Source organism: Pseudodesulfovibrio sp. JC047 (genome assembly GCF_010468615.1).
In the GTDB taxonomy this organism is placed as follows: Bacteria; Desulfobacterota; Desulfovibrionia; order Desulfovibrionales; family Desulfovibrionaceae; genus Pseudodesulfovibrio.
The window spans coordinates 52,361-72,693 of record NZ_WUEH01000002.1 but is presented as its reverse complement, the minus strand read 5'-3'; the positions used below and the strand labels follow the sequence as shown (position 1 = coordinate 72,693).

Sequence of the window (20,333 nt, the reverse complement as noted above, 5' to 3'; positions counted from 1 at the left end):
AAGCTTACTTAGTTAAGGAGGCATCAAATGGCTGAAGCTAAGGTATTCCCAATGAACGCTTTTGTGTCTGTGCTCCGCGGTGACGCCGCTGACCAGGCTCAGCTCGATATGCTGGCTTACATCACCCAGGCCGATTCCGTGGATGCAGATGTTGCCCCAGTGGCACAAGCTCTGTCCAAAGCCTGGATTTATGAACAAGAACCCGGTCTGACTTCCTATGCCGAAGGCGATATCGCCAAGCTCGGTAATCAGGTCAAGATCGAAGCCCTGCCCGAAGGCGAGGCCGCTCGGGCGCAGGCTGTGCTGGATATTCTGGCCGGTCTGAAAGAAGAAAACGCCACCCTTAAAGCCGAAGTTGAAAAGCTGAACGCCGAAAAGGATGAGCTGGCCGCAAAGATCAGCCCGTTGGAAGCGCAGGTCAAAACCGTTGAGGCCCAGAATTCTGCCGGTGAACAGAAAGTTACCGTCGCTTCTGGCAAGCTTGATGAGATGACCAAGAAGCTCAATGATCTCATGGCTGAAGTTGAAAAAGTCAAGAGTCAGGGTGTGGTGGTTGCCGGTGTTGCCGGTGAAGCCGCTGCTGACGGAGACGCTGGCGAAGAAAAGTCCACTGGTCCCAAAGTGGGCGGCGAACCCGAAGCCGATTTTGGCTTTGGAGGCGACGCATTCGGCGGCGATAGCTGGTAGGCCCGGATTACCGCTCAAAAAAAAGACCCCGCGCTTTTTGCGCGGGGTCTTTTTTTGCGCGTTATCCGGGCTTGCGGGCGGCTTGCGATAGCGGCGCATCTGCACATTTTTCGGCCTTGCCGAGTCCTCACCGTATGAAGATACGGTTGCGGGTCGGCTGCGCCCGAGAAAATGCACATCTGCACCACTCTCCCAAGCCTCAATTCATCGGGGAAAGAGAGCCGTTGTTGGGGGGCGGTGCCCCCCAAGGCACTCCAGAAGTGGGGAGTGTCAGGGATGTGAGCGATTTGGCCGAAGGGTGAAGAGTGAGTCTTCGGGGAAAGAGAGTCGTTGTTGGGGGGCGGTGCCCCCCCCCAAGGCACTCCAGAAGTTGGGAGTGTCGGGGATGTGAGCGATTTGGCCGAAGGGGCGAAGAATGAGTGGTCGGGGAAAGAGGGTTGCTGTTGGGGGGCTGTGCCCCCCAAGGTGCTCCAGAAAGTTGGGGTGTCGGGGATGTGAGCGATTTGGCCGAAGGGGCGAAGAATGAGTGGTCGGGGAAAGAGGGTTGCTGTTGGGAGGCTGTGCCCCCCAAGGTGCTCCAGAAAGTTGGGGTGTCGGGGATGTGAGCGATTTGGCCGAAGGGGCGAAGAATGAGTCGTCGGGGAAAGTTAGAAAAAAAGTGGGGTGCTGGTCGGGAAAGTGCGGCGTGCCTGTTTTGTTAAAATTTTTCAGGAGGAAATGTTTTCCCTTCTGTTATCATTATGGAATTGGGTTTCGTGACACTCTTTGAATCTTTTCCTTTCCATTGCCTTAGCCCCCTACCCGAAATTTTTTACCTTCTCCAGCTTTCGTCCACCCCTGCCGAAGGCACAAAAAAAGTTTAGGAAAAGAGAGAGATAGGGGGTCTGGGGGAAAGAGAGAGAAAGAACCCTTTTCAAAGGGGTTGTCTCTCTCTTTCCCCCAGTCGCCGAAGGCATCCCCTTTTATTTCCTGTTGATCGCGAAAGGCGAGAAGGCCTGGTCAACTGGCATGACTTCGAGCGCATTGATATTGATATGTGCGGGCAGGGTCGTGGTCCAGTAGACGATTTCGGCGATGTCTTCGGGTTTGATGGGATCTGTTCCCTGATAGACATTGTCTGCGGAGGTCGTGTCGCCTTTGAAACGGACGACGGAAAATTCCGATTCGCAGAGTCCTGGTTCGATGTTGGTGACGCGGATTTTGGTGCCGAGCAAATCCGCAAGCAGGTTTTTGGAAAAGTGGTTCACGAACGCCTTGGTGCCGCCATAGCAGTTGCCGCCGGGGTACGGATAGGTCCCGGCCACGGACCCGAGATTGACGATGTGTCCCTTGTCCCGTTCGACCATGGAGGGAAGCAGGGCGCGGGTCATGTACATCAACCCCTTGATATTCGTGTCAATCATGGTCTCCCAATCGTCGAGATTGCAGGATTGAGCCGGGTCAAGCCCCAGAGCCAGACCCGCGTTGTTCACGAGCACATCGACTCTTTTGAAGGCTTCTGGAAGCTGCTCGACCGCGGCGAAACAGGCGGCCTTGTCCTGAATGTCAAACGCGATGGTGTGAACCTGCGCCGGGGCAAGTGCCTCTTGAAGCTCGGCCAATCGGTCGGTTCTCCGGCCTGTGACGATGACTTGCCATCCTTCTGCTGCATATCGTTCGGCCATGGCCTTGCCAAATCCGGCCGTGGCTCCTGTTATCAACGCTGTCTGTGTCATTGAATCGCTCCTTTTTGATGTCTCGCATCCGAATATCGTATCTGTGAAAAGAAGAAAAGTCGGAACGACCTGTTGGTTGATGTTCAAAATTACGTAAAATGCTCGCATATTATTCGCGTAAGAATCGTTGCTCCAGAATAAAATATGCCGATTTTGACTGTCTGCAAAAGATTGCATTCATAGCCGATCTTTAGGGCCGACGTTAGACTTTTTCCCCTAAGTACGGTAAAGGATAAGGTTCTGTAAAAAAAGTTGTCATTTCGTTGCATGGCATTGAAATGATACAAAATGCTCTCTTCAATGGGCGTGATTTTTTCTCATCAGGACTCTATGGCACATCTTATTCTTGACGATATTGGTGTTCGATTTGGCGGACTACAGGCTTTGACTGATGTCTCTTTTTCTGTGGGGCAGGGCGAAGTTGTGGGGCTGATTGGACCAAACGGCGCAGGGAAGACCACGGTCTTCAATGTAATTACCGGCGTGTACAAGGCCTTTCATGGGACGGTTTCATACGATGGAACCCGTGTGACCGGGTTGAGACCGTATCAGGTCCTGGCTATGGGCATTGCCCGAACATTTCAAAATATCCGTTTGTTTCAAAACATGACGGCCTTGGAAAACTGCATGGTTGCCCAACACAGCCGGTCCAAAACCGGAGTGATTGGAGCCGTCCTGCGCAGTCCGCGCCAGCGTCGAGAAGAAGAACAGATTGCGGAAAAATCACACAAAGCCCTTGAATTTATGGGTTTGGGTGAAATGGCCGACGAAGTGGCTTCCAATTTGCCCTATGGCCATCAGCGACGGCTTGAAATTGCACGCGCTTTGGCCAGCGAGCCGCATACCATCCTGCTTGATGAACCTGCGGCGGGATTGAATCCGGCCGAGTCGTTGGAGCTGATGGATTTCATCGGGCATATCACCGACCTTGGGATCAATGTCCTGATGGTGGAGCACGATATGAAAGTGGTCATGGGGATCTGCAATCGAATTGTCGTGTTGGACCATGGGGTCGTGATTGCCGAGGGATTGCCTGGGGAAATCCAGAAGGATCCTGCCGTGATCGAAGCATATTTGGGCCAGTAGAGAGGCTGGCTGGAACCGCAACGAATGGAGAGAGTGCTTATGAAACGTGTATTCATGCTGGTTGTGGCCCTGGCCGCTATGGGTTTGATGCTCGCGGGGTGTGGCGGGGAGAATGAAAAGGCCGGACAGGTCTTGAAAATCGGGACCATGTCGCCGTTGACGGGACCATACGCGGCGGATGGTAATGACATTCGTCAGGGGACTGAAATTGCGGTTGAAGTCATCATGGAACAAGGGGGAATCTCCGGGTTCACGGATATCATGATTTTCCCGCAGGACACGGCGTGTGATCCGAAACAGGCGGTTGCTGCGGCCAACAAGCTTATTAATGAAGAAGTCACCGGGGTCGTTGGAGCGTATTGTTCCAGCTCGACAATTCCTGCATCCGAAACCCTGGCCGAAGAAGATGTCATCATGATTACGCCAGGTTCAACCAATCCGCAGGTCACTGAACGCGGTTTGCCCTACATGTTTCGAACCTGTGGTCGCGATGACCATCAGGCACCGGCTGCGGTGCGGTTCATGAAGGATGTGGAAAAGGTGCAGTCCGTATTCATTATCGATGACAAGACGACCTATTCTCAAGGGTTGGCGGAAGGCGTTGCCCTGGCTGCCAAGGCTGAGGGGATCACGGTGCTGGATCACGACCATGTGAATCAGGGGGACAAGGACTTTTCCGCAGTGCTGACCAAGGTCAAGGCCGCCAAGCCGGACCTGCTGTATATTTCCCTGCAAAACTCCGCCACGGGTGCGCTGATGGTCATTCAGGCCAAGCGTATGGGCATTGATGCCACACTGATGGGACAGGATGCCGTGTATCATCCCAAGCTGATCGAAATCGCCAAGGCGGATTCTGATGGCATGTATTGCACCTTTGGCGCGATCGACAAGGACGCGCCGAAGTACAAGGAATTCCAGACCAAGTACAAGGAAAAGACCGGCAACAATCCCGGTGCGTATTCAGCGTATTCCTTTGACTCTGCCATGGCATACCTGTTGGCGGTCAAGGCTGCCGGGACCACTGATCCGGCCAAGGTTCGGGATGCCATGTTGGCACTCGATTTTACCGGAGCGTCCAAACAGCTCAAGTATGCGGCCAATGGTGATTCCGGTTCCAACTATGTCGTGTACAAGGTCGTGGATGGCACGTTCACGCCGTATTGGAATTCCCTGACAGGCGAAATGTATTAAGTTTCGTACATATTGTAATCAAACCGAGGCCCTGCGTTGTCGGGGCCTCGGATATGGAACATCATGGATTTGGAATTTTTCATACAACAATTGATTAATGGTATCACGCTCGGTGGTGTCTATGCGTTGATCGCCTTGGGTTACACCATGGTCTATGGCATCATCCAGCTCATCAATTTTGCCCATGGCGAGTTTTTTGCTGCGGGTGGGTATATGGGCGTGATCCTGATTTCTTATCTGGCGGCTCAGGGATTGCATCCCTATGCCTGCCTGGGCATTTCTCTGGTCTTGTCCATGGGATATTGCGCGTTGCTCGCCATGGCCGTGGAACGACTGGCTTACAAGCCGCTCAGGCACGCCTCGCGTTTGGCGGCACTGCTGTCCGCGCTCGGCATGTCCATTTTTCTGCAAAACGGGCTGATGCTCACGCAGGGAGTGTACGACAAACCCTATCCCACGGAGATCACTTCGGGCGGGTTCGAGTGGGGGCTGGTTTCGGTCTCCTACATGCAGATTTTCATTGTGGCTCTGACAGCGTTTCTGCTGGTCGGGTTGAACGTGCTGGTTTTCAAGACCCGGATCGGACGGGCCATGCGGGCCACGTCGCAGGACAAGATCATGTCTGCTCTGGTTGGGATTAATTCGAATCGTATCATTGCGATCACGTTCGCCATTGGCGCGGGGTTGGCCGCGGCTGCCGGGATCATGGTCGGGCTGTATTACGGGTCGGTCAATTATTCCATGGGATTTGTCCCTGGTATCAAGGCCTTTGCCGCAGCCGTGCTTGGCGGCATTGGGAATATCACCGGCGCGCTCGTCGGTGGGCTGATTATCGGTATGGTTGAAATCTTTGCCGCCGGATATATTTCCGGTGAGTACAAGGACGTGTTCGCCTTCATCATCTTGATTGGCGTTTTGTATTTCCGCCCCACCGGCATCATGGGAGAGAATGTTGACGATACGCGAGTCTAAAAAACTGTGGATAGGCTGCGGTGTCGGCCTGGTCTGGTTTTTCATCCTGCTCTGGCCGCTGCTCGGTGTGACGCCCGAAGGGTTGGAGTTCGGCAAGACCTTCAAGGTCTTTGGGACCGTGGCCGTGGCCGTGGTTTTCATCATGCTTGTGTATCAGATCAAGGAAGCCGGGTATCTGGATTCCTTGGGAACACCGATGACTTCGGTGACCGGGGCCATCGGTCAGCTTTATGCGAAGACACCCCGCTGGCTTTTGTTGGCGAGTGTCCTTGCGTGCGCCCTGGTGTTCCCGCTGGTCACAGGTCGATATGCCCATGACGTGTCTATTTCCGTCCTTATTTATATTTGTTTGGGACTGGGATTGAATATTGTGGTCGGTTTGGCTGGCCTGCTCGATCTTGGCTATATCGCGTTTTACGGGGTCGGAGCGTACACCTATGCGCTCATGAGTTTGCATTTCGGCTTGTCATTCTGGCTGTGCCTGCCCATTTCCGCGCTGACGGCGGCCATTGCCGGGTGTGTCATCGGGTATCCGACCCTGCGAATGCGGGGGGATTATCTTGCTATCGTCACCCTTGGGTTCGGTGAGATCGTCCGACTTATCCTGAATAATTGGATGGCCTTGACCAATGGGCCAAACGGTATCCTGTCCATTCCCCGTCCAGAAATATTCGGGTGGAGTTTCAAGCCGCTCTGGTCCATGTATTACGTGATTTTGGCGATTGCCATCGTCACCATCGTGGCGGTCTATCGATTGAATTATTCGAGGATCGGGCGGGCGTGGGAGGCCATTCGTGAAGATGAAACCGCTGCGGAACTCATGGGTGTGAACACCTTTTTGCTGAAATTGTTGGCATACGCCACGGGTGCGACCTTTGCGGGGTTTGCCGGGGCGTTTTTTGCGGCGCGCATGAAATTTGTGGGACCGGAGTCTTTCACGTTTTTGGAATCCGCCATGGTGTTGGCCATGGTCGTGCTCGGCGGCATGGGGTCCATTCCGGGGGTGATTCTCGGGGTTTTGGCCCTGGTGGCCCTGCCCGAGATGTTTCGTGAGTTGGAAACCTATCGTATGCTTGTTTTTGGTGGCGTCATGACGCTGATGATGCTGATTCGTCCGGCTGGTATCTGGCCTGCGAAACGGGTGGGCCGCCGGTCCGAAGACGCTGAATAATCGAGAGAATTCAATGGCAGAGACAACACCGATATTGGAATTGAGGAATGTGGTTTCGACCTATGGCCGAATTCGGGCCTTGAAGGGGATTTCCCTCAAGGTATACGATGGCGAGATTGTGTCGGTCATCGGGGCTAATGGGGCGGGCAAATCCACGACGTTGATGACCATGTGCAATGTGGTCAAGGCCGTTGAAGGGGACATCCTGTACAAGGGCGAGCGTATCAACGATGTGGCTCCTGAGAAATTGCCGCCCATGGGGTTGTGTCAGGTCCCGGAAGGACGACGGATTTTCCCGCGTCTGACAGTGCTTGAGAACCTCGATATGGGGGCGTTTTTTCGTCATGGAAAGACGCAGATCAAGGACGATTTGGAGCGGGTGCTCGATCTGTTTCCCAAACTCCGTGAACGCCGTCGACAGTTGGGCGGGACGTTGTCCGGCGGAGAACAGCAGATGCTGGCCATGGCTCGGGCCTTGATGAGTCGTCCGAAGGTGTTGTTGCTCGATGAACCGTCCATGGGACTGGCTCCGTTGTTGGTGAAACAGATTTTCGACATCGTGCGGATGATTAATGAGCAGGGAGTGACCGTGGTGCTGGTCGAGCAGAACGCGAATCTCGCCTTGCAGGCGGCCCGACGGGGATACGTGCTGGAAACGGGCCGGGTGGTCATGGCCGATGACGCGGACCGGCTGCTGTCCAATCCGGATATCAGAAAGGCCTATCTCGGCGAATAGGCTTTCACGAACATTGCTCGGGAGCGTGACTCGAAACGACCAGACGCGGAAACGTGAGCCGTCTAGCCACACCCACAGTTTTGCTTTGCTTTTTCGATTTTTTCACGGGAAGTGGTTTTTTCTCCGTTGGTCCTGTCGAGGATAAGGCGGAGGGCCTGTTGGTCTACCATGGGTTGATGAAAGAAAAATCCCTGAACATTTTCGCATTTCAAATTGATAAGGGAACAGAGTTGGTCCGTGGTTTCGACGCCTTCTGCAATGACGCCGAGTCCCAACGAGTGTGCCAGCGCAATGACTGCGCGGACGATGTCCATGTTCTCCTGATCGATTCTCATGCGGGATACAAACCCCCGATCCACTTTGAGGGTGTCCACTGGTAGTTGTTGGAGTTGAGATAACGAGGAATAGCCTGTTCCGAAATCGTCGATGGAAAAATGGATGCCCGCCTTGCGCAGACGGTGCAGGGATCGGATTGCTGATTCCGTGTTGTTCATGATGGCTGATTCCGTGATTTCAAGTTGGAGGCTGGACGGGGGCAGTCCAGATTCCTTCAAGGCTCGGATAACCATCTGATCCAGCCTGAGTCGGCTGAATTGTTTGCTGGAGAGGTTGACGGACATGGTGATGTCTTTTGCGTTCGGGGTGAGTTCCCGCCAGTGCGCCAGGGTTTTCAGTGCTGTATGCAGGACCCATTCTCCCAATTGGATGATAAGGCCGGATTCTTCGGCAATGGGGATGAAGTCGGACGGGGCAAGAATTCCTCGTTTCGGGTGCTGCCATCGGATCAATGCTTCAAATCCTCGCAAGTCCGAATCGTCCAAATTGAGAATGGGCTGATATTCCAGATGAAATTCATCGGCCTCAAGTCCCCTGCGCATATCATTTTCCAGACTGAGCTGGTCCACGGCGGTTTCCAACATGCGTTCGGTAAAGACTCTGAACCGATTGCGTCCTGTGTCCTTTGCGTGGTGCATGGCGATGTTGGCCTGTTGCAGGATGTCTGCTGGCTTGCTGTCGCCAATGGGACTCAGCACAATGCCGAAACTGGCGGTGGTTTGGACTTCCTTGTCATAGAAATGAAAGGGGGTGGACATTTTTTTACGGATGCGCTTGATGATGCGTATGGCTTCGCCCGGACTGGCGAGTTCATCCAGCAACAGCACGAATTCATCGCCGCCGAACCGGGAGACCGTGTCCAGTCCGCGCATTTCTTCGGAAAGGCGGGTGGCTGTTTCGATCAAGACCATGTCGCCGAAGTGGTGCCCCAATGAGTCGTTGATGACCTTGAAACGGTCGAGATCCAGAAAGATCACGGCAAAAAAGTAGTTGTCACGCCGTTTGGCCCGGTGCATTGCCTGCCCGAGTCGGTCCAGGCATACCGTTCGATTTGCCAGATTGGTCAAAGGATCGTGCAATGCCTGATGCCTGAGTTGTTCTTCCATGTGCTTGCGCTCGGTGATGTCACGAAAGCTGAACCGGATACCCAGAGGCTTGCCGCCGATACCGGACACGGCCCGGCCCACCACGCTAAGCCACCGGGGATCGCCATGTGCCGAGGTGATGCGAAAATCCAGCGAATCGCCTTGATCCGTGTTTGCGCTGACACAATAGTCGTCCCAGGTCGGGCGGTCCTCCTCAATGATGATGTCGCGAACCAGTTCCGGGGTGGCGAAAAACCGTTCCGGCGGATAGCCGGTGATGCGTTTGCAGGCCGGAGAACAATAGAGAATGGTGCCATTCCCATCCACCCATGTTTCCCAATCATAGGCGAAATCCGCAATGGTCCGGTACCGCTCCTCGCTTTCCTGAAGCACTTTGACCAGCCGTTCCCGTTGTTTCTGGATCGAGGCCTTTTTTTGTTCGGATAAATAGGTTTGCCGGATGATGTAGAGTGAGAGCAGGGAAATACTGACGAGGATGGCAAAGAACATGACCGCGATTTTGTTGCGATAGATGGCGATTTCAGCGGTAACATCGTCTATGTACATGCCTGTCCCCAGAATCCAGCCCCAAGGTTTGAATGGGCGTATATATGAAATTTTGTGGGCGATCTGTTCGGGCTGGTCTTTCCATTGCCAATAATATTCGACAAATCCGCTGCCATTCTGGCGAATGGTATCGGCAAAAGTCGTGAAAAGCGGGGTTCCACGCAGGTCCCTGAATTCCGAAAGATCCTGTCCATCAAGTTCCGGGAGATAGGGATGTATGACCATACGGGCATCCATGTCGGATATCCAAAAATAGTCCTTGGAATCTCGACCATATCGCAGAGCTTTGACGAGTCCTTTTGCCGTTGTCATTGCAGTCTCGCGGGAAATTGTTCCCTGTTCAACCTGAGATTGCAGATGGTTCAGAGAGCCGATGACCGAGCTAGTCATTTCCCTGATGATTTCTTTTTTTGAGTTCATGAGTTCTTTTTCCAGCGATGGCAGGAAATAGAGGAAGATGGACCCGGCAAAGAGCAGGAGCATGAGCGCAGACGGAAGAAGCACGCGGACGGGCGTCTGTTTGAAGAGTGAAATGGGGTTGATTCGAGGCATGGGCTTCTCCTGTCCCGTTGCTCAAGATTGAAATCTCGGCAGAAAACGGTTGTCAGCTCAAGTGTAGCCTAGAATACCGGAAAAGGGGAAGTCCGTTAGAAAGTGGTGGGAAGACGAATATGTCCGGTATGATTTTAGTAATATTAATAGCCGTTTAGAGTGAAGAAAGCGTTCCGTTTCCAATGACGGTGACGGTGTTTTTCCCGGCGTTTTTTGCTCCGGTCAATGCCGTTTGGAGTTGATGCATGAAGGTGTCCGTGGTGTCTTTGGCCGAGGCCTGGGCCACACCTAGGGAGATAGAGAGTCTGATTGTGCCGCCAAAGAGTTTATGCGACACGATTTGGCGAAGTTTTTCCGCGACCAGCGTGGCCTTGTCGATATCGGTGTGCGGGGTGAGGATGATGAATTTCCCGCCACGCCACCGGAAGAGGTAGTCGTTGGTTCTGAGTTTGCTGTTGACGTAATAGGCCAGATTCGCCAGCAGTTTGTCTCCTGTCGTATATCCGTGGGTCTCGTTGATGGTCTTGAAATCATCCACGTCAAACATGATGCCGGACAGGGTGTGTCCGTATCGGCGGACATTGCCGAGTTCCCTTGTGGTGACCGTTTCGAATTTTCCCCGGTTGTATGCTTTGGTCAGATCATCGAGAATCGCCAGTTGTTCGAGGCGCTCCGTCATTTCTCCCGCTGTGGCCGCGTCGCAATCCATGACCGCCATGACTCGCTTGAGAATGAGCAGAGCCTGTGCCGCGAGAATGAGAAATCCCGCGATCATGATGAGATAGACCATGCGCATCAGTGTGCCCGGTGATTCTGGCGGGGTGACGATCAAGGTGTATATGATGCCGAAAGACAGACAGAACAAGACCGCGAGCGCCATGATACTGAGGATGTAAAAAATCCTGTATCGAGTTTTGGGCCGATGAAATGTTCGCTGTGGTGTGCTCATGGTTTTTCTGTGGGTTGCGGTTCTTTCAGTGAGCCTTCATACGTGTAGAACAGTGCACCCTGCTTTTTGTCATTGTCAAAGGACAGATCAATGGAGAAATCGGGCCACATCCATCCATACCGGAAGCCCACGCCTCTGCCCGGACCATATTTTTGCAAGAGCATGTCCTTGAGAAAGAACTGGTTGACTCGTCCCTTGAACGCAATACCGACTCGGTAGAGCTTTTTGTCCCGGAAATAATAGGCCACGGAAAGGATTTCCGCTTCGCCAAATTTCAGGGATTCTTCGGGGCGGAAGAATGTGTTGCCATAGCCCGCCTTGGCCACAGGGACCAGATCCGGGATGTCGGCCAGTGAGGTGCCCCAGTCCAGCCCGCGAAAACTGGACGGCGGCGGCGTGCTGACGTAATCCGATGCCAGGGCCGAAACGGCCACAAGTGACAGGATGAGCGTCAATGTCAGAATGTGAAGTCTTTTCATGCTCGGTGCCTTTCTTTTGTTTCGCTGCAAAAGCGGACTGTCGTACACTCACCATTGTACTGACTCTCAAACGAAAATCAAGACAGACGGACCATGAAACGGATGGTTCGTGAAGTATTGTGCACAGATTGTCAGTGTGGTGATCCCTGTGGTAAAAGTTGTCCAAGAGGGGGGACTTTATGAAAAAGAGTGTGCCGGTCATTACGATTTTGTCCATGATTTTTGCGCTTTGCGCCTGTTCCGAATCCTCTGTGGATACTTCGCGAATCGAGGCTCTGGAATCCGAAGTGAAGGCCTTGCGTCACACGGTTGATTCCAGGGATTCCGTGGTGAAAGATGAACTTGTGCGCCTTCGGCAAAGTCTTGAGAATATTGAGGCTCTGATTGAGGGGGGAGCGGTGTTGGAGCCGCGCGCAGAGAAGAATGAAGACATTCCCGCGACCTCGGAAGAGGCTCTTGATGAAAAAGCTCGTTCTTTTGTCAATGACAGTCTGGCCCGGTTGATGGACTTGACCGGACAACTGTTAGACGACATGGAACGGGAACTGGATGAACGGTTGACTGAAAAGGAAGAAGCCCCGATACACGGGGATGAAATTTGATGGAGAAAGAAATGTCATCGTCGATGAAATGGTGTGTTGGTATCTGTCTGATGCTGCTTTTCGTGCCTGGGTGCGTCAAGAATGAGGCCATAAAGCTTACATACGCTCTGGCCGGGACAACCACGAGGTGTCAGGGAGATGTCGTGGTGTTCAAATTCGAGGACAGACGGCCTGTCTTGCGATTGGGCAGGACGTTGGACAACAGCTCCATCGCCACGGTGTCCGATGTGGCGGATTGGGTGGGCTGGGCCGTGTTCGATGAGCTCAAGAACGCCGGGTGTTCGCCCAAATACAGAACATCCACCGTCATGCCCGGGGATGCTGTTCTGGTGACTGGAGAGGTGTTGGACGTGGAACTGAACCAGACCGGCACAACGACCTATGCCGGGAAGGTTTCGGTCAAGATCATCATGTCCCGTGCCGGACAGACCATGCATATTCAAAAATATACCAGTGAAGTCGAGAATGTGGTGATCCCTGGATACTCCACACCGTCCGACATCCTGGCCGAGGCATTGCGTGGTGTGATGACCGAGGCGATTCCGACCATTTCGGCAATCGCGTCATCCCCCATGTAATTCATTGTTGTTGGTTCACAAGAAAGAGAGATTCATGTTCGTAGATACAGATAAATGCAAGCAATGTGGCGCGTGTCTGGACGAGTGCCCTTTTGACTTGATCGTCGAAGGAAAAAACGGGTTTCCCAAGCTTCGTCTCGCGGCCAAGAAAACGTGTATCGATTGCGGCCATTGCGTGGCAGTTTGCCCCGTGGGTGCAGTTTCGTTGCCGCAGATGCCGGTTACCAACGGTCTGGCTCCCGAGGCCTGTCTGTCCATGCAGAAGGACTTCAGGGTTTCGCCAGATCAGGCCGATCAGTTCCTGCGTGGTCGACGGTCGGTCCGCTCGTACAAGGACAAGGTCGTTCCCGAGGATGTCTTGAATCATTTGTTCCGGGTGTCCCGATTCGCTCCCAGTGCTAAAAACGGGCAACCGGCTCGGTGGATCGTGACCCGATCTCCGGAAGCGACCCATCGTCTGGCCGGAATGACCGTGGAGTACATGGCGACACATTCCGTGCTTCCCGGTGTGGTCAAGAATTGGGCACGAGGCATTGACAAGGTTTTGCACGGTGCGCCGCATGTGGCCGTGGCCCACGCGCCCGAAGATGGATTCAACCCCGCCGAGGATTGTTCGCTGTCCGCAGCATATCTGGAATTGGCAGCCCATGCCCATGGCCTTGGTGCCTGCTGGGCCGGATTCCTCATGGAAGTGGCCGAAGGGTGCTGTGCCATTCGTGAAGAGCTTGGTATTCCCGAGGGGCACGGTGTGTACGCCGCGCTTGTGCTTGGGTATCCGAAATATCGGTATAAACGGATTCCGACCCGGCGCGATGTCGAGGTGACCTGGTTGGATTAGGGCGACCTGTTCTCAGACAGTGTGCGGGATTGGGGCGATGTTTCGATTCCGTTTGAAGCGATGTGAAACGCTCCCGCAAGGGGGCGTTTTTTGCTGTGGTCCGTCTAGATTTTGAACGTGTCCGGCAGCTCGGGCATGGCCCCGGAGCACCCGCAGACATACGCGGCTACCATGGTGGCATATCGGTTGATTTCGTCAAGGGATTGGCCGTTCAGATAGGCGAGAGCCAGCGCGGCAGTGAATGCGTCCCCGGCTCCGATCGTGTCCTTGATCGGAACGGATTCACCCGGCAGGTCAGAAAATGAGGTGTGGGACAGGAGCAGGCTTCCCTTCTCACCACGGGTCAGTACCGCCAACTTGAGCGAGTGCCGAAGCATGAGCGTGTGCAGGGCTTCCTGTTCGCCGGACGGTAGACTCAGCAATCGAGTCACCAATGCCAGCTCTTCATCATTGATCTTGAGAACATCGGTCATATCAAGAGAATGAGAAATGATTTCAGAGGTGTAAAATCGTTGTCGCAGGTTGATGTCATAGATTTTCAAGGCCTGCGGCGCGGCGAGAATGACCTCTTGGATGGCCTTTTGTGACACCTCGGAGCGTTGGGCCAGTGTGCCGAAGCACAGGGCCTGCGCCTTGGAGGCCAGGGTCATGGCTGTGTGGTTGGGCGCGAGGAAATCCCAGGCCACGTCGTCAGGGAAAATATACGATGCGACGCCCTGATAATCGATGCGGGCGTTGACCGTGCCGGTAGGATGCTCCGGGTCAACGGTGATGGCATGGACATTCAGTCCCTGTTGCGCCAGTTGTGTGAGGGCCTCGCGGCCCAATACGTCGTCGCCCACGCAGGAGACTGGGACGCCATATCCGCCCAGTCCGTTGATGTGATACGCAAAATTTGCCGGGGCACCCCCAAGCGTCCGGGATTCCGGCAAGATATCCCACAGAATCTCTCCCAATCCCAGAGCAAGGGTTGGTCTCATGGTTGCCCGGCCTTTTCCACGATTTTTTGCAACCGGGCTTCGGCCTCGGCACGGAGTGGGTGCTGCTCTGAATCAGCACATTTTTGCAGCAGGGCAGTGAAGTTGTTCAAGGCCGATTCAAATAATGGATGCTGGGGACCGAGAGCGTCTTCATACGCGGTCAGCCCTTGGTTGAAAAATTCGAATGCTTCTGCATCTCGCCCAAGAGAACTGAGAAACAGGGCCATGGTGCATTGGGCCTGGGCGGTTTCCGGGTGATCCGGGCCATAGACCTGTTCGCAGATGGCGAGGCTGTGCTTGAAGTGTATTTCGGCCTGGACGGGATCGTTCAGACGGTCATGCAATTGTGCGATGGTGGTGTGATTTTCGGCCACATCCGGGTGCTGGTCTCCATACAGTTCTCGATTGATGGTGAGGGCTTGTTGCGCCAATCCCAGCGCGCGTTCGGGCTGACTCATGGTTTCATACAGCCGGGCCATGTTGGACAGGCAGGATGCCATGGTCGGATGCGGGGCATCCGACGCATCTCGTAGCACAGTCAGGCACGCTTCAAATGAGGCTTCGGCTTCATCCAGTCGTCCTGTTTCGTGTCGGATCACTCCGAGACTGTTGAGGGTCGGGGCGGTCGCGATGTTGCCATCCGTAAAAATTTCCTTTTGCAGGCCAAGACATCGCAGGAAAAAGGTTTCGGCATGTTCGTCATGTTTTGCGGCCCGGTGCACGGTTGCCAGTCCTTCAAGGTCGGCGACAATATCCGGGTGCTGACGACCTTTCAGGGCCACATCCACTGCCATGGCGGCGTTCAGGAACTCAAGAGCTTCGTCAAACCGTTGCTGGTGATAGAAGGAAAAACCTGTCTGGTGCAAAACCCGATTGGCGGCGGCGGTGTTCACATCCAGCTTTTTGATGAGATCTCGACAGGCCAGAATGTGCGGCATGAGCCATTGAACCATGGGCCAGTTCTGTGGCTCCGCGTCCGGCAAGGAGAGATTGAGACCGTAGATGGCCCGGCTCGCCCAGGAGGCTTTGTGTTCAGCGTCCATGCTGTCCAGAAGGACGGTCCGGACATCGGGTTTGAGAATGAAAATTTGTCGGTCCGCATCGACGTCGATCAGCTCATGGGCCACGAGTGGGTCGATGAGTGCCGTGGCTGCGAAAAATGCTGCCGCCGGATTGATGAGTGCCGGATTGTGCGGGGTCCCGTCCATGGACAGGGCATAATCGTAGGGCAATGGTGCATTGGCAAGCATGGCGGCCATGAAAAGGACTTCTGCGCCCCCCGGGGCCTCTTTTTCCACAATGTCGATGGCTGCATGTATGGCCTGACTGGTTCGAGGCTCACTCTGTTTGGTCACGGGTAGCTCCTTGGTTATTTGACTCTCGGATCACTATCCCGTTTGTACGGGGAATTCAAGATATGTTGGAAAGAGTATCGGGCATGGTTTGTGACAAAAAATGCTGCCCGGCATTTGTCGGGCAGCGTTGGAAAGGCGTGGTGTACTGAGATTAGCGTTTGATGCTGATGAGTGTGTTCAACAGGGAATCACTGGTTGAGATGACTTTGGTGTTTGCCTGAAATCCTCGTTGCGTGAGGATCATGTTGGCGAATTCCTGCGCCATGTCCACATTACTTTCTTCCAGTGAGCTGTCCAGGATGGTGCCGCGTCCCTTGTCCTTGGCAACGCCGTCAATGGCCGCACCCGAGTCGGGGCTGGCCGTGAAGTTGGTCTGTCCGGCCCGATCCAGGCCCCATGGACTGTTGAATCGATACACTGCCACCTGATATAGGGCCTCACTCTTGTTGTTCGAAAAATAGCCGGTCAGGATGCCTTCGTCATTCACGCTGACATTTCTGAGATACCCCCAACTGTAGCCGTCCTGAATGTGGTACATGGTGGCCGAGGGTGAATCGTAACTGGTGGAAACGCGCGCGTCCCGGTTCATGTCATCCATCTGGGCAAGTGCCTTCACGTCCGTTCCGATAGTGGCGGGTGAGCCTGCTCCGGAAAGCCATGTGGCGGAATCGGAATTGATGCCGAAGTCATAGGAAATGGTCTTGGATGCGCCGACCGTGCCACCATTGCTGCCAAAGGTGTAGGAAATCTCGGGCAATCCATCCTCGTTGAAAGTACTTGGCACCCATGAGTCCAGATTGGTGCCTGCGGCGTTGCTCGACAATGCCGAATCCAGCGAATACGCGGCTTGACCGACCAGATGTCCTTGATCGTTGAAGGTCAGTACACCGACACCAGCCAGTCCCGCACCTGAAGTGCCGTAGGCGCTGGACCCATCTGATTCAGGCGGCATGGCCACCAGATATTCCCAGTACGTGTAGCCCGGAACGGCATTGGAGAGGGTGTTGGTGCTGATGGGGTCGAAATAAACCGTCATCTCGTGATCGTCACCGTTTTCATCATAGACAGTGATGCCTGATGAATATTCCGGCAACGTGGCCCCAAAGGGCGTGGATGCGTTGCTCTGGTTGGCCGAGTATGCCTGAAGCATGGAAAACATGGGATTGTCGGTGTCGGCAAAGAGATCGGCGGCGGAGTGGTCCAGATTCGTGACCATTTCCACGGATGACGTTGCGAGTGGTTCCGATCGGACGAGGCGTGTGATCTGTCCATCGACGTTCACGTCTTCATACGGTAGATGAATGTCGGAAATAGTGGTGGCCACTTCTCCGGTTCCGCGATTGATGGCATACCCTTGCAGGCGATAGTCGTTGGCGTCCACAAGGAATGAATCGTTATTGAAACGAAAGGCCCCGGCGCGGGTGTAGTGACTCGCTCCAGCCGGAGAATCGGAGACGTTGCGAGTGCCGAAAAATCCTTGTCCGGAAATGGCGAGATCTGTGGCCGTGTTGGTGCTTGCCAACGGCCCATCCTTGAAGATGGTCCTGATTTCAGAGACCGCCACACCTTTGCCCATCTGACTCATGCCATGACTTCCAGACTGATACTGGACCCCACTGGTCCCGAGCTGCTGGCTCATGAGCGTGCCGAATTGGGCATCGGCCCGTTTGTAGCCTGTGGTGCTGACGTTCGCCAGATTGTTGGCGACCACCTGCATACTGGCATTGTGAGCGACAACCCCTGTCGCTCCGATATACATACTGCTGAAACTCATACTTCCTCCAATCCGGTCTGTGCCGGATATGGTGGGAACCTCCGGGAGACCCATTCCCGGAAAAAAATTCCCGATTCCTTCTCACCGAAGAGAACAGCAAGGTGTGTGCCAGATGAATTTGTTTACGATTTCAAACAGAAAGGCGATATCTGCCTGGGAATATCCTGCCCGGTACGGTTGGAACGCGGCGTTTCGCGTGCAGGGGAACGGTTTTCTCCTTGCCACAGGCACACCTCCCGCGTAGTCTGGTTCGACTTTGTAAAAGAGTGACATCAACCAAACACTGGAGACAAATGATATGAAACGGATGAGTACCCTGCTTGTGGCGGCACTGCTTTGCCTTGGCCTGGTGGCCTGCAACCAACAGCAAGCCCCGGTCAACAAGATTGGCATTGTGGATGAAGCCGCTGCCTTCAAGGATAACAAGGTTGCCCAAGGAGCCATGGACTATCTCAAGGAAGTCGGGACACCGTTGCAGACCAAGGCGGAAGCCGCATACAAGGCCATGCAGGAAAACCAGACTGAAGACACCGTGGCTGCGTACAAATTGGCCATGGGCGAATTGCAGAGCGTCATGGGTGCCGAGCAGCAACGCGTTGTTGGTTTGGTGGAAGCGGAATTCAGTAAGGCTCTGGAAGCCTACCGTGCCGAGAAAGGACTGGATGTCATTTTGAGCAAACAGTCGGTTATTGCTGCCAGTGACGCCATTGACATCACGAATGATATCGTGGTTGCCATGGACGGCATGACGGTGGATTTCTCCAAGCCTGAAGCCCCGGCAGCTCCGGAAAAGGTTCAGACTGAGGAAGCCGCTCCCGAGGCCCCGAAGGCCGAAGAGTCAGCAGCGGAAAAGACCGCAGAATAACGGCTTTTTTTACGGAATAGAAAATGGCCTGTCCACCTCGTGGACAGGCCGTATTTTTTTGCGGAACAGTTTTACTTGTCGGCCTTGAAGGCATTCAAGAGCGGAATGACGTGCTGGAGCATCTCCAAAAATCGTGCGTGTTGTTCTCGAACCAGATCCAATCGTCCTTCCTTGGCAGTCAATTCCATGTCCAACGCAAGTTCGGCCAGCTCGTTTGCACGGACAACGCCACACATGCCTTTCAGGGAATGCGCCATTTTTGATGCCGTGAGAGCGTCGTTTGCTGTGAGCGCTTTTGTCAGGGAGGCGTTTCTGGTGGGACAGTCTTCCATGAAGGCGGCTATCAGCTCGCACGCCAATTCCCTGTCGTTGGCCAGGCTCGCCAAGAATGCGTCCTTGTTGAATAAATCTTGGACCATATGCCTCTCTCCTTCCGTGAAAAAATTCCGACTTATCGGGTATTGTTCTAAATTGGGAAGCAACAGATAGCACACCTTCTGAAAAAATTAAAACAGCTTGGAAAGTTTTTCCGGTATCTAATCGCAGATGCAGCCGCCTCCGGCCAACCAGTCCCACCTCGTGTCGGAAAAGGCGAGGAGCACCTCCTGTACTGTGCGGTGGACGCAGTTGTTGAGGCACATTTTGTTTGGGCTTTTTTTGAATGAATTTGAAACCTTGCACGCGTATGAATAGTGCGAACGAACCCAGATGTTGTTTTCCGGATTCACGGAAAGAATATATTTGTAGGCATGGTCTGCGGATATTCCTCCCTGTCTGGGCGCGGCAATGACTGTTGGTTGGTTGAGAAGCAGGGCGTTGTTCTTGTTCAAGAAAGAAAGGGTGGTGTCGCCGCAGAAAAGCGCACCACATTCCGCGTCGCCATATCGTAGAACCAGTCCTTTTCCCCGCCCAAAGGGACGGCTGGCTGCTGAGAAAAGTGTTTCTGGCGAGACGGTTTTCGGCACTGTCTCCCATGACGTGATTTCAATGCCATTCACGATTTTGAAGGGGTGACGGGCGACCAGCGAATTTTCGAGTTGGCCTGTTTGTCGGAAATATCGAATTTTCGTTTCGACCCCGGCTGTCAGGGCTATGCCCATCACGGCCATGGCAAGACCCATGGTCACGTTTTTTTGCGGTTTTGTCTCGTTGCCGGTCATGGCCATGGCCGCATGGTAGAGGAGTCGGCCACACAAAAGCACGTTTTCTTCCGTACTGCCCCAGTCCCGGAAACCCCGTCCTAAAATTTGGAGGGTCTGCCGAACGCCGCCAGGCGTTCCGACAACCCGTCCTGAAGCCTGTTCGGCCAGAACGTCCAGCGATTTTTCAAGGATATGTTGGGTTGAACCGCCCATGGTGAACCGTCCTGAACAGGCCACGACGCCGAGAGCTACGAGAATGGCCGCGTTTTCTGCCCATGCCCCCTGTTGAGACGAGGGAACGGCCACGCCGCCCACGATCAGCTCTTCAGGAAGTGGCCAATCACAGAGTTCAAACCATTTTTCCCAGTCATGATTGAACACCTGGGCCAGCATGGGCATGATCCCCAGCCAGTCCGGGAGCCAGTACTCCGAAACCCGGTATCGTTCTTCCATCAGATCCAGAATCCCGCCCAGCCGTTCCGGGCTGGGATACGTGCAAATGGCGGCACGGAGTTTCCCGATGGTTCGTTCATGGAGCATTTCCGGCAAAAAACCGGCGAGTGATCCACCATCCACCAGATACGCTCCGCGACCACTTTTGAGGAGATACGCGTCACCACACCGAACTGGAAGCATTCTGAATTGCGTCAAACCACTATAATCCTTGAAAACG

At 54.1% G+C, this 20,333-nt stretch carries 20 protein-coding genes; 11 read left to right on the top strand and 9 right to left on the bottom strand.

Translation table 11 applies throughout. The annotated features are described in order from the left end of the window. The first annotated feature begins 27 nt into the window (after window positions 1-27). Window positions 28-687 carry a hypothetical protein gene (locus tag GO013_RS01615; RefSeq protein WP_163808298.1) on the top strand — a complete coding sequence of 220 codons (660 nt, stop codon included), beginning with the start codon at window positions 28-30 and terminating at the stop codon, window positions 685-687. Window positions 688-821: 134 nt separating this feature from the next. After that, on the top strand, window positions 822-989 hold the full coding sequence (locus tag GO013_RS01610; protein WP_163808297.1) for a hypothetical protein: 168 nt from the start codon (window positions 822-824) through the stop codon (window positions 987-989). A 660-nt stretch (window positions 990-1,649) separates the two neighbouring features. Here the strand turns inward: GO013_RS01610 and GO013_RS01605 are convergent. Beyond that, on the bottom strand, window positions 1,650-2,402 hold the full coding sequence (locus GO013_RS01605) for an SDR family oxidoreductase (RefSeq protein ID WP_163808296.1): 753 nt from the start codon (window positions 2,400-2,402) through the stop codon (window positions 1,650-1,652). 330 nt (window positions 2,403-2,732) lie between these two features. Between GO013_RS01605 and GO013_RS01600 the strand changes: the two genes are divergently transcribed. The 5 genes from GO013_RS01600 (at window position 2,733) to GO013_RS01580 (ending at window position 7,558) form a co-directional block, all read left to right on the top strand. Beyond that, window positions 2,733-3,488 (top strand): ABC transporter ATP-binding protein, encoded by a 756-nt coding sequence (locus tag GO013_RS01600; RefSeq protein WP_163808295.1) that lies wholly within the window; start codon window positions 2,733-2,735, stop codon window positions 3,486-3,488. 39 nt (window positions 3,489-3,527) lie between these two features. Next, on the top strand, window positions 3,528-4,679 hold the full coding sequence (locus GO013_RS01595) for a branched-chain amino acid ABC transporter substrate-binding protein (protein WP_163808294.1): 1,152 nt from the start codon (window positions 3,528-3,530) through the stop codon (window positions 4,677-4,679). Between the two features lie 69 nt (window positions 4,680-4,748). Further along, the gene (locus GO013_RS01590) at window positions 4,749-5,651 is read left to right on the top strand and encodes a branched-chain amino acid ABC transporter permease (RefSeq protein WP_163808438.1); all 903 of its coding nucleotides are present in this window, start codon (window positions 4,749-4,751) and stop codon (window positions 5,649-5,651) included. Then, window positions 5,629-6,822 (top strand): branched-chain amino acid ABC transporter permease, encoded by a 1,194-nt coding sequence (locus GO013_RS01585; protein WP_163808293.1) that lies wholly within the window; start codon window positions 5,629-5,631, stop codon window positions 6,820-6,822. The genes GO013_RS01590 and GO013_RS01585 overlap by 23 nt, the downstream gene beginning before the upstream one ends. 13 nt (window positions 6,823-6,835) lie before the next feature. After that, window positions 6,836-7,558: an ABC transporter ATP-binding protein gene (locus tag GO013_RS01580; RefSeq protein ID WP_163808292.1), complete on the top strand. Its 723-nt coding sequence runs from the start codon at window positions 6,836-6,838 to the stop codon at window positions 7,556-7,558. Between the two features lie 62 nt (window positions 7,559-7,620). Here GO013_RS01580 and GO013_RS01575 read toward each other — a convergent pair whose 3' ends face one another. The 3 genes from GO013_RS01575 to GO013_RS01565 form a co-directional block, all read right to left on the bottom strand. After that, on the bottom strand, window positions 7,621-10,098 hold the full coding sequence (locus GO013_RS01575; RefSeq protein WP_163808291.1) for an EAL domain-containing protein: 2,478 nt from the start codon (window positions 10,096-10,098) through the stop codon (window positions 7,621-7,623). Window positions 10,099-10,252: 154 nt separating this feature from the next. Then, window positions 10,253-11,047 carry a GGDEF domain-containing protein gene (locus GO013_RS01570; protein ID WP_163808290.1) on the bottom strand — a complete coding sequence of 265 codons (795 nt, stop codon included), beginning with the start codon at window positions 11,045-11,047 and terminating at the stop codon, window positions 10,253-10,255. Further along, window positions 11,044-11,526, bottom strand: a complete 483-nt coding sequence (locus tag GO013_RS01565) for a hypothetical protein (RefSeq protein ID WP_163808289.1) — start codon at window positions 11,524-11,526, stop codon at window positions 11,044-11,046. The genes GO013_RS01570 and GO013_RS01565 overlap by 4 nt, the downstream gene beginning before the upstream one ends. A gap of 179 nt (window positions 11,527-11,705) precedes the next feature. On the opposite strand from GO013_RS01565, the gene GO013_RS01560 reads away from it, so the two are divergent. Genes GO013_RS01560 through GO013_RS01550 form a run of 3 tightly spaced genes read left to right on the top strand, consistent with a single transcriptional unit; the run spans window position 11,706 to window position 13,544 of the window. Continuing rightward, complete coding sequence (locus tag GO013_RS01560; RefSeq protein WP_163808288.1) at window positions 11,706-12,128, top strand: hypothetical protein; 423 nt, start codon at window positions 11,706-11,708, stop codon at window positions 12,126-12,128. Between the two features lie 11 nt (window positions 12,129-12,139). Continuing rightward, window positions 12,140-12,706, top strand: a complete 567-nt coding sequence (locus GO013_RS01555; RefSeq protein WP_163808287.1) for a hypothetical protein — start codon at window positions 12,140-12,142, stop codon at window positions 12,704-12,706. Window positions 12,707-12,740: 34 nt separating this feature from the next. Beyond that, on the top strand, window positions 12,741-13,544 hold the full coding sequence (locus tag GO013_RS01550) for a nitroreductase family protein (RefSeq protein ID WP_163808286.1): 804 nt from the start codon (window positions 12,741-12,743) through the stop codon (window positions 13,542-13,544). 104 nt (window positions 13,545-13,648) lie between these two features. On the opposite strand, the gene GO013_RS01545 is transcribed toward GO013_RS01550, so the two are convergent. The 3 genes from GO013_RS01545 to GO013_RS01535 all read right to left on the bottom strand — a co-directional run bounded on the left by GO013_RS01545 (window position 13,649) and on the right by GO013_RS01535 (window position 17,653). Continuing rightward, window positions 13,649-14,524 (bottom strand): carbohydrate kinase, encoded by an 876-nt coding sequence (locus tag GO013_RS01545; protein ID WP_163808285.1) that lies wholly within the window; start codon window positions 14,522-14,524, stop codon window positions 13,649-13,651. Next, on the bottom strand, window positions 14,521-15,879 hold the full coding sequence (locus tag GO013_RS01540) for a tetratricopeptide repeat protein (RefSeq protein ID WP_163808284.1): 1,359 nt from the start codon (window positions 15,877-15,879) through the stop codon (window positions 14,521-14,523). Before GO013_RS01540 ends, GO013_RS01545 begins: the two co-directional genes overlap by 4 nt. A 151-nt stretch (window positions 15,880-16,030) precedes the next feature. Further along, window positions 16,031-17,653, bottom strand: coding sequence for a flagellar hook-basal body complex protein (locus GO013_RS01535; RefSeq protein WP_163808283.1), 1,623 nt, complete (start codon window positions 17,651-17,653; stop codon window positions 16,031-16,033). 298 nt (window positions 17,654-17,951) lie between these two features. Here GO013_RS01535 and GO013_RS01530 point away from each other — a divergent pair, with 298 nt between their 5' ends. Further along, window positions 17,952-18,518 carry an OmpH family outer membrane protein gene (locus tag GO013_RS01530; RefSeq protein ID WP_163808282.1) on the top strand — a complete coding sequence of 189 codons (567 nt, stop codon included), beginning with the start codon at window positions 17,952-17,954 and terminating at the stop codon, window positions 18,516-18,518. 71 nt (window positions 18,519-18,589) lie between these two features. Here the strand turns inward: GO013_RS01530 and GO013_RS01525 are convergent, their stop codons facing one another. Together GO013_RS01525 and GO013_RS01520 are read right to left on the bottom strand one after the other, a co-directional pair. Continuing rightward, window positions 18,590-18,937, bottom strand: a complete 348-nt coding sequence (locus tag GO013_RS01525; RefSeq protein ID WP_163808281.1) for an Hpt domain-containing protein — start codon at window positions 18,935-18,937, stop codon at window positions 18,590-18,592. 117 nt (window positions 18,938-19,054) lie between these two features. Further along, window positions 19,055-20,311 carry a hypothetical protein gene (locus tag GO013_RS01520; protein ID WP_163808280.1) on the bottom strand — a complete coding sequence of 419 codons (1,257 nt, stop codon included), beginning with the start codon at window positions 20,309-20,311 and terminating at the stop codon, window positions 19,055-19,057. Window positions 20,312-20,333 lie beyond the last annotated feature (22 nt).